General features: G+C 65.3%; 7 protein-coding genes. 4 read left to right on the top strand and 3 right to left on the bottom strand.

Going from position 1 to position 8191, the window contains the following annotated elements:
• Positions 1-321 precede the first annotated feature (321 nt).
• Positions 322-1842 carry a class I adenylate-forming enzyme family protein gene (locus tag ACOJTD_RS14570; RefSeq protein ID WP_420133613.1) on the bottom strand — a complete coding sequence of 507 codons (1521 nt, stop codon included), beginning with the start codon at positions 1840-1842 and terminating at the stop codon, positions 322-324.
• 280 nt (positions 1843-2122) lie between these two features.
• Positions 2123-3469, bottom strand: coding sequence for an acyl-CoA dehydrogenase family protein (locus tag ACOJTD_RS14565; RefSeq protein ID WP_420133612.1), 1347 nt, complete (start codon positions 3467-3469; stop codon positions 2123-2125).
• A 253-nt stretch (positions 3470-3722) separates the two neighbouring features.
• Here ACOJTD_RS14565 and ACOJTD_RS14560 point away from each other — a divergent pair, with 253 nt between their 5' ends.
• Positions 3723-4352 carry a helix-turn-helix transcriptional regulator gene (locus ACOJTD_RS14560; protein ID WP_420133611.1) on the top strand — a complete coding sequence of 210 codons (630 nt, stop codon included), beginning with the start codon at positions 3723-3725 and terminating at the stop codon, positions 4350-4352.
• Here ACOJTD_RS14560 and ACOJTD_RS14555 read toward each other — a convergent pair.
• Complete coding sequence (locus ACOJTD_RS14555; RefSeq protein WP_420133610.1) at positions 4316-5656, bottom strand: acyl-CoA dehydrogenase family protein; 1341 nt, start codon at positions 5654-5656, stop codon at positions 4316-4318. The two genes, ACOJTD_RS14560 and ACOJTD_RS14555, sit on opposite strands and share 37 nt — an antisense overlap.
• A 305-nt stretch (positions 5657-5961) precedes the next feature.
• On the opposite strand from ACOJTD_RS14555, the gene ACOJTD_RS14550 reads away from it, so the two are divergent.
• From ACOJTD_RS14550 to ACOJTD_RS14540, 3 genes are all read left to right on the top strand, one after another.
• Positions 5962-6537, top strand: coding sequence for an NUDIX domain-containing protein (locus ACOJTD_RS14550; protein ID WP_420133614.1), 576 nt, complete (start codon positions 5962-5964; stop codon positions 6535-6537).
• 105 nt (positions 6538-6642) lie between these two features.
• Complete coding sequence (locus ACOJTD_RS14545) at positions 6643-7038, top strand: protocatechuate 4,5-dioxygenase subunit alpha (protein ID WP_420133609.1); 396 nt, start codon at positions 6643-6645, stop codon at positions 7036-7038.
• 2 nt (positions 7039-7040) lie between these two features.
• On the top strand, positions 7041-7898 hold the full coding sequence (locus ACOJTD_RS14540) for a class III extradiol dioxygenase family protein (protein WP_420133608.1): 858 nt from the start codon (positions 7041-7043) through the stop codon (positions 7896-7898).
• Positions 7899-8191: the final 293 nt, after the last annotated feature.

The raw sequence follows: 8191 nt of genomic DNA, 5'->3' as shown, positions 1-8191 counted from the left end.
CGAGAGGGGCTGCGCTACGCGCCGCAACACGCGGACCCAGACCTGTCGACAATCATCCCGGTCTAAAGTGTCGTGAATCATGCCGGTTGAACAAGGCACCGTGCTTGGGGACCCCCACCCCCGACCCCTCCCCGCAAGGGGGAGGGGAGAAGCGCACGGCTTGCTCCCTCTCCCCAAGCGGGAGAGGTTATGCTGTGCCTGGTGCGGGTCTTACCCCTGTGCATGCCTCGCCGCCCGGTCGGCGATCGTTTCGCGCAGCACGATCTTCTGGATCTTGCCGTTGGCGTTGCGTGGCAGAGGCTCGGAGCGGATGATTATGCTTTACGGGACCTTGTAGTCCGACATCCGCGCCGCGCAGTAGGCGGCGACGTCGCGCTCGCTCAGGCGGGCGCCTTCGCTCGTCACCACCATGGCCTTGACGCGGTCGCCGAGCACGGGGTCGGGCGTGCCGATGATAGCCGTCTCGAGTACGCCGTCGATGCCGCAGATCACGTTCTCGACTTCGGCCGAAAAGATCTTGAAGCCGCCGCGGTTGATCATGTCCTTCTTGCGGTCGAACACCCGCACGAAGCCGTCGGCATCGACGGAGCCGATGTCGCCGCTGCGCCAAGCGCCGTTGACAAATTCCTTGGCGTTGGCATCCGGCCGCTGCCAATAGCGCGGCACCACCATCGGGCCGGCGATCAGCAGTTCGCCAGGCTCGCCGGGCGCGACCTCGTTGTCGTCGGCATCGACCACGCGGACCTGCGCGTAGGGGATCGCTTGCCCGACACTGTCCATGTGATCACGCCAAAAGGCCTTCGGCATGATGGTGGTCGGCGAGGTGGTTTCGGTCGCCCCATAGGCGTTGCGCAGTTGCAGGTTCGGCAATCGCTTGCTCAGCATCTCGATGGTCGGCACCGGCATCGGCGCGCCGCCGAAGCAGCCGATCCGCCATGCCGACAGATCGTGCTTGTTGAATTCCGGCGCCATCGCCACCAGCGTGTAGATCGCCGGCACCAGGATCGAGTAGGTGATCCGCTCGCGGCTCGCCAGCGCGAGGAAATCCGGCGTCTTATAGGCTTGCCGCATCAGTACCACGCAGCCGCCCGCCGCCAGCGTCGCATAGGACACGCCGACCAAACCGGTGACGTGGGACAGCGGCACCGCGACTAGGCCGCGGTCGTGCTCGGTGAGTTCATGCGCACGGGCGAATGCGTAGGCCGAATGCAGAATGCTGAGATGTGTCAGCTCGGCGCCCTTCGGCTTGCCGGTGGTGCCCGAGGTGTAGAGGATGACGGCAGTGTCTTCTTCGTGCAGCTGCGCCGGCGGCACATCGGTGGCAGCCGTGAGCAGATCGTCGAACGACCGCGCGCCCGCCGCATCGCCATGCGCGACGAAGCGATGCGTGAGCTCGGGCGCTTCGGCCGCGGATGGAATCTGGTCGGCCAGCTCGGCTTCGAACACCAGCAGCTTGGCGCCGCTGTTGCCCAGCAAAAATTCCAGCTCGGCCTTGCGCTGCCGCGTGCCGATCGGCACCACCAGCGCGCCGATCCGGTTGCACGCCAGCGTCACAGCGAGAAATTCCCAGCAATTGCCGAGAAACAGCGCGACGCGGTCGCCGCGCGCAATGCCAAGCCCGGTCAGCGCCGCCGCGATGTTGCGGACCAGCGCGCTCAGTTCGGAATAGGTCAGGGTGCGATCGTCGATGATCGCCGGGCGGTCGCCGAACCGTGCGACCAGATCGTCGAACATCGCCGCCAGATGCGGCGGCCGCTCGGCGAAGCACAACATCGTGCGGTCGCCATAATGCGTCTCGCGGCGCAGCGGCCCGCCGAGGCCGGTTTCTGCCCAGAAAGTCATGCGCGTGTCCTCGTTGTCGTTTCTTCTTGGCCGCGCGGCGTGTCCGCGGCGGTCCGGCACCGTCGCTGCGGCGATGCCGGCGTAGATTATCCCGGCGGATGCGCTCACCGCCAGTCCGCTCGTGCAGAGCTTCGTCAAGTTGAAAACGAGGCCGACCGGCACGTGTCGCGGGAGGAGGGGACAGGGCGCACCGTGCAGCCGGCTGCGCCGGCCTTGGCCCAGTCATGTGACATGGGCCGAGAAGGTGGGACCGGCCTGAGGCCGGCCGGTCCCGGCGGACTTACTCCGCAGCCTGCATGATGCCGCGGGATTTCGCGATCGGATCGGCGACGGTGTCGATCGCCTCCATCGACTTCTCGAACGGCACGAAGTCGTCGTCCATGATCGCACGAGGGTTGAAGCTCTCCTCGGCGATGACGCCGTGCACGCGGCGGCGCTGCATGCCCATGTTGCCGCCGTCATAGATCGGCAGCACCGAAGCTTCGCGCAGATACTTGCCGAATTTGTATTCGGTCGACAGGCTGTTGACGCCGACGATCTGCATGCATTTGTAGACGCATTCGAACATCGTCTCGGTGACGTTGATCTTGCACATCGCGCCGAGCAGCTCGGCATGCTGCGCGTGCTTGTCGAGATAGTCCGCCGCACGCCACGAGAAGTAGCGGGCGGATTCGATCTTCGCCGCGATGTCGCCCATGATGTAGCCGGCGTTCTGGAAGCGGATGATCGGCGTCAGCGATCCGGCGGTGTTCTTTTTGAGGAAGGCGAGCGCGTCCTCGTAGGCCGCACGGGCCACGCCGACGGCGGCGATGGCGGCCACCGGGCCGGACCAGGCGAAGTTGCGGTTGATGACGAAGTCACCATTGCCTTCGGCGCCGGGCAGCAGATTGTCGACCGGCACCTTGGCGTTGTCGAAGATCACCAGCGCGTTCGAGGTGGTGCGGTGGCCTTCCTTGTCGAGGAATTTCCAGGTGATGCCCGGTGTGCCGCGTTCGACCACGATCGCAGAGAGACCCTGGGTTCCGCCGACGCTGCTGTCGGTGCGAATGATCGCCGTCTGGGTGTTGCTGCCGAGGCCGTCCCAACCGGCCGACGACGACCATTTCTTCTTGCCGTTGAGGATGAAGTAATCGCCGTCGCGAACCGCGGTCATGCCGATGCCGGCCTTCGGCAGCGGGCTGTCGAAATTCGCTGTGCCGCCGCTGCCGCCGGGCGGCTCGCCGGCCGTCCAGGCGCTGAGATACGTGCCGGTCGGGTCGGAGGTCGCCTCGCCGATGAAGCGCTTCTTCTGTTCCTCGCTGCCGTACCAGGCGACGGGCATCAGGCCGAGGCCATTGCACAGCACCGTGCAGGCGAAGCCGGGATCGACGGCGCAGATTTCCTCGGCCGCGATCACGAAATCCAGGCAGGACAACCCGCCGCCGCCGTACTCCTTCGGCAGCATCGCCATCGCGATGCCGGCTTTGTAGGCCTCGATATAGGCGCCCTTGGTCTTCTGATAGGCCAACATCGGATCGGGCTCCTTGTCGGCCGCTGGTATCACCGGCGCGAGAACTCCCTCGGAGAAGTCCCGCGCCATTTTCTGGATCTTGCGCTGCTCCGCCGACATCGTGAAATCGATCGCCATTCGCGTTCTCCACTGTGCTGATTACTGATCGTTGCAGACGAAGAGCCCGGCGCCCCGCTTCAACGCCGCCATCATCGGCCAGGGGCAGCAAACGACAAGAAGATGTTTTAGGCAGTAAAAACTGTTTAAACTGGCTATTAGCTTTTTGGACGTGCACACTGTCGGGGTTTTGTGCAGGATGTGTCCGAAATTCACGCAGCGGCAGTGACGGTCTTGGGTTACATCTGACGCAGGGGCTGAGCGGAGGCGATTGGTGATTGTCGGCGATACCCAGCAGAAGCTGCTGGCCAAACTCCTGGACGCGAAAGCTGGACTAACGATCGACGAACTGGCGGGCGCGGTGGACCTCACCCGCAGCGCGGTGAAGCAGCATCTCGCCGGCATGGAGCGCTCCGGCTACGTGCAGCACACCTCGTCGAAGAGCGGCGGCCGCCCGCGCTTTTTGTACACCCTCACCGACAGCGGGATCGATCTGTTTCCCAAGCGCTACTCATGGTTCTCGCGCGTCATGTTCGAGAGCCTGCGCAAGAAGATCGGCGCGTCGAAATTCGGCGCCTACATGTTCGAACTCGGCGTCGACATGTCGTCGGCCGCGATTCCGCGGCTGGTCGGCAAGACCAGGGTTGAGCGGGTCGTCGAGATCGTGAAGATCATGAACGAGACCGGCTTCGCCGCGCGGGTGATCTCGCCCGGCAAGGGCGAGAAGCTGCCCCGCATCGAGTGCAAGAACTGCGTGTTCCACGATCTGTCCAAGGACTACACCGAAGTCTGCCAGTTCGATCTCGGATTTCTCTCCGGCCTGATGGGCGCGCCGATCGAGCATCAGGAGTGCATGCAGCGCGGCGGTCAGGCCTGCAGCTTCAGGTTCTTGCCGACGGCCTGACTGTCCGGCGGCGGGGCCTTCTTGCCGAACGGTGTCGCCGCCGAACGTGCGATCGCGCGCGGATCGAAATCGGGGCTCGCCATCACCGCGCAGATCTTACGCATCTGCATGCCGAGATTGCCGGCGTCATACAACGGAAACACCGCGGCCTCGCGCAGATAGCGCTCGAGTGGCAGCGATCGGTCGAGCGCATTGACGCCGACCACCTTCATGGCCTGAAACACCGCGTTGAACAGCATCTCGCTGCAGAATACTTTCGCCATCGGGCCGATCGCGTGGCCGTCGGCGTTGTGCAGATCGTGGTAGTGCGCCGCCTTCCAGGCGAAGGCGCGGCCGGCCTCGACCTTCATGGCGACTTCGGCGAGCGTGTAGGCGACGGCCTGATGCGTGATAATCGGCTGATCGCCGCCGCCGGTATGCGTCTTGGCCCAGCTCAACGCGTATTCGTAGGCCGAGCGCGCGACACCGACCGATGCGATCGCCGCCACCGGGCCGGACCAGGTGAACGCCTTGTTGATCACCAGATCGCCGTCGCCGATCGCAAACGCATTCTCCTCCGGCACCCGGCAGTCCGAGAACACGACGGAGTTGTTCTGACACAGCCGGTGGCCCAGCTTCGAGATCGGCCGCTCGTAGGAAATCCCGGCGGTGTCGCGCGGAACGATGATCGCGCTGAGGCCGCGCGAGCCGCCGGCCTGCGGATCGGTCCGCACGATGCAGACGTTGACGTCCGCGCCGCGCAGATCCCATCCGCCGGCGTTCACCGGCCACAGCTTGCGGCCGTTGAGAATGTACTCGCCGTTCTTGCGGTCGTGCTGCGCGATCAGTCCGATGCCGGCCGGGAAGGCCGCGGCGCCGTCGAAATTCGCCGTGCCGCCGGGATTGCCCGGAGCTTCGCTCACCGTCCATCCGGCCAGATACTCGCCGCGCGGATCACTCGTCGCCTGTGGCAGCCATTTCTGTTTCTGGCTCTCGGAGCCGAACCACACCAGCGGCATCAGCGCCAGGCCGTTGACGAGCAGGATGGTGGCAAAGCCCGGATCGACGGCGCAGATTTCCTCGACAACGATCTGCAAATCGAGATTGGAAATTCCGCCGCCGCCATACTTCTTCGGGATGAAGCCGGTGGCGAAGCCCAGCTTGTAGCTCTCGACGTAGGCGCCCTTGACCGCCTGAAACGCCCGTTGCGGATCACTCTCCTCGTCGGCGGCACCGACCAGCGGCGCGAGGATCTCGTTGGCGAATTCGCGGGCGATCCGTTGCAGGCGGCGCTGATACGAAGTCAGCGTGAAGTCGATCGCCATCATCCCACCCTTTGGCGGTTCTACTTAAAACAGTTTTACATATCTAAAGTCGTGCGGCATGGCGGTATGTTGTGCAGCCCGTTCCAATTGCGGGCAACCTCGCGCGGACGAAACTGGTGCGTCGCAGCCGGATCGCGCCCTGCCGGCCTCACGCATTACGGTGCTGCGCGTGCCGCCGCCGGCTTCCGTCTCGATCCGGACTTGAGCCCATCCTATATTGGGGCAGGGACACTGAACCGGCGGTGTTCCGGTGAGAACGCGAGATCACGGGCGCTTGGGCGAATGGCCCGGAGAGGGGATTGGAATTGCGACCACCGGTGCTGGCGGCAGGCGGGATCGTGGTGCGAAGCGGCGGCGCGCCGCTGTTCGCGGTCGTCCGCATGCGCAAACGCGGCGACTGGGTGCTGCCGAAAGGCAAGCTGGAGATCGGTGAAACGCCGCGTGCCGCCGCCGAGCGTGAGGCGATCGAGGAAACCGGCCATCTGGTCACGGTGCACGAGTTTCTCGGTACGCTCGCCTACGAGGTCGCCGGCCGCTCCAAGGTGGTGCATTTCTGGCGGATGGACGCGGACGTGACGCCGAGCCGGCCGTTGATGAAGGACATCAGTGCGGTCGATTGGCTGCCGCTGCATGACGCGACGCAGCGGCTGACTCGCGGCTATGAGCAGGCCTTTCTGTCCCAGGTCGGTCCGCTGGTGCTCGCCGCGGCGGCAGCAACACTGCCCGAGCTTGAGCATGGCGAGCCTCCCCAGCCCGTGTCCGACGAACCGGTCGCCGACCTCGCCGACGCCCCGTCGCTGGCGCTGGAGCAGCCGCTGGATGGCGCGCCGCGGATCGGGCTGGTGCAGCGGCTGCGCGTCTGGTGGCGCGGCCGCGTCTGAGGGCGACGAAACAATCATTTGATTTGGCTCAATCCAGGGTAGCCGCGCCCGCCTATCGTTCGCGAAACGCCGCCGCAGGGTGGCAGGCGATCGGGAGGAGCGGGCATGGGGCAGGCGACCAGCCAGGCAGCGGTGAGTGCGGCGGGCAGACCACCCAACCCTCGTCGTGAAATTTTCGGCACGCCGATCTTCGGCCCCGAAGCCGCGCAGAAGGGCTACGCCCTCGACAAGATGTGCTTCTCCTTCAACGACGCCGCCAACCGCGCTGAATTCGTGCGCGACGAGGCGGCGTATTGCGCGCGCTATGGTCTCACCGCGGCGCAGACAGAGGCGCTGCTCAAGCGCGATCTCCTCAAGCTGCTCGAGCTCGGCGGCAATGCCTACTACTTGGCGAAATTCGCCGGCATCCTCGGCCTCAACATGCAGGACATCGGCGCGCTGCAGACCGGGCTGACGGTCGAACAATTCAAGGCGAAGTTGCTGGCCGCGAGGGACACCTGATCATGGCGACGATCATCGGCGGCCTCGCCGCATCGCACGTGCCGGCGATCGGCGGCGCCATCGCCAAGGGCCTGCAGAAGGACGCGTACTGGGCGCCATTCTTCGACGGCTTCGACGCGCCGTGCCGCTGGCTCGACGCCAATAGGCCCGACGCCGCGGTGGTTATCTACAACGATCACGGCCTCAACTTCTTTCTCGACAAGATGCCGACCTTCGCGATCGGCGCCGCGCCGGAATATCGCAACGAGGACGAGGGCTGGGGCATTCCGGTGCGCGAGCCATTCCGCGGCGACACCGCGCTGTCGTGGCACATCATCGACACGCTGGTCAGCGCCGAGTTCGATCCGGTGACTTGTCAGGAGATGCTGGTCGATCACGCCTACAGCCTGCCGATGGAGCTGTTCTTCCGCGAGCGGGCGCATGCGATCCCGACCGTGCCGGTGGTGGTCAACACCGTGCAGCATCCGCTGCCGTCGCTACGGCGCTGCTTCAAGCTCGGCCAGGCGATCGGCCGCGCGATCGAATCCTATCCGGAAGACCTCAAGGTGGTGGTGATCGGCACCGGCGGGCTGTCGCATCAGCTCGAGGGCGAGCGCGCCGGCTTCATCAACACCGCGTTCGACCGCCGCTGCATGGACGCGATGACCGGCGACATCGACAGCCTGCTCGACATCGATCCGCATCAGCTGGTCGAACTCGCCGGCAGCCAGGGCGTCGAAGTGATGAACTGGGTCGCGATGCGCGGCGCGCTGACCGGCGACGTGCGCGAACTGCACCGCAACTATCATCTGCCGATCTCCAACACCGCATCGGGCATCATGCTGATCGAGAACCGGCCGCGGCTAGCGAAGGCGGCGTGAGGCCGGGACCTGATCCCGGCTGCGACGCTGGTGGTGAAGCGGCGTCGTTAGTTTGGCCCGCGGAGGCCACTCCACAACAACCGTCATGCCCGGGCTTGACCCGGGCATCCACGAAGCCAAGCGGCGCGGTGCCTGTTGTCGTGGATGGCCGGGTCAAGCTCGGCCATGACGCGATGGGAGGAGCAGCCGCATCAGCACTCGAGGAAATCGCCCGATGTTCGCCTTCGATCCCTATTCGCCCGCGGTCGATGCCGACCCGTTTCCGCTCTACAAAGTGCTGCGCGACGAACACC

This window comes from Rhodopseudomonas sp. (assembly GCF_048594845.1).
GTDB lineage: Bacteria > Pseudomonadota > Alphaproteobacteria > Rhizobiales > Xanthobacteraceae > Rhodopseudomonas.
The sequence above is the reverse complement of the archived record's forward strand: the minus strand, read 5'-3'. Positions and strand labels throughout refer to the sequence as shown.

What these genes read in the sequence shown, in the direction of transcription:
- ACOJTD_RS14540 (WP_420133608.1), top strand. Translation starts at nt 7,041, where the DNA reads ATGGCGACGATCATCGGCGGCCTCGCCGCATCGCACGTGCCGGCGATC.
- ACOJTD_RS14555 (WP_420133610.1), bottom strand. Translation starts at nt 5,656, where the DNA reads ATGGCGATCGACTTCACGCTGACTTCGTATCAGCGCCGCCTGCAACGG.
- ACOJTD_RS14565 (WP_420133612.1), bottom strand. Translation starts at nt 3,469, where the DNA reads ATGGCGATCGATTTCACGATGTCGGCGGAGCAGCGCAAGATCCAGAAA.
- ACOJTD_RS14570 (WP_420133613.1), bottom strand. Translation starts at nt 1,842, where the DNA reads ATGACTTTCTGGGCAGAAACCGGCCTCGGCGGGCCGCTGCGCCGCGAG.
- ACOJTD_RS14545 (WP_420133609.1), top strand. Translation starts at nt 6,643, where the DNA reads ATGGGGCAGGCGACCAGCCAGGCAGCGGTGAGTGCGGCGGGCAGACCA.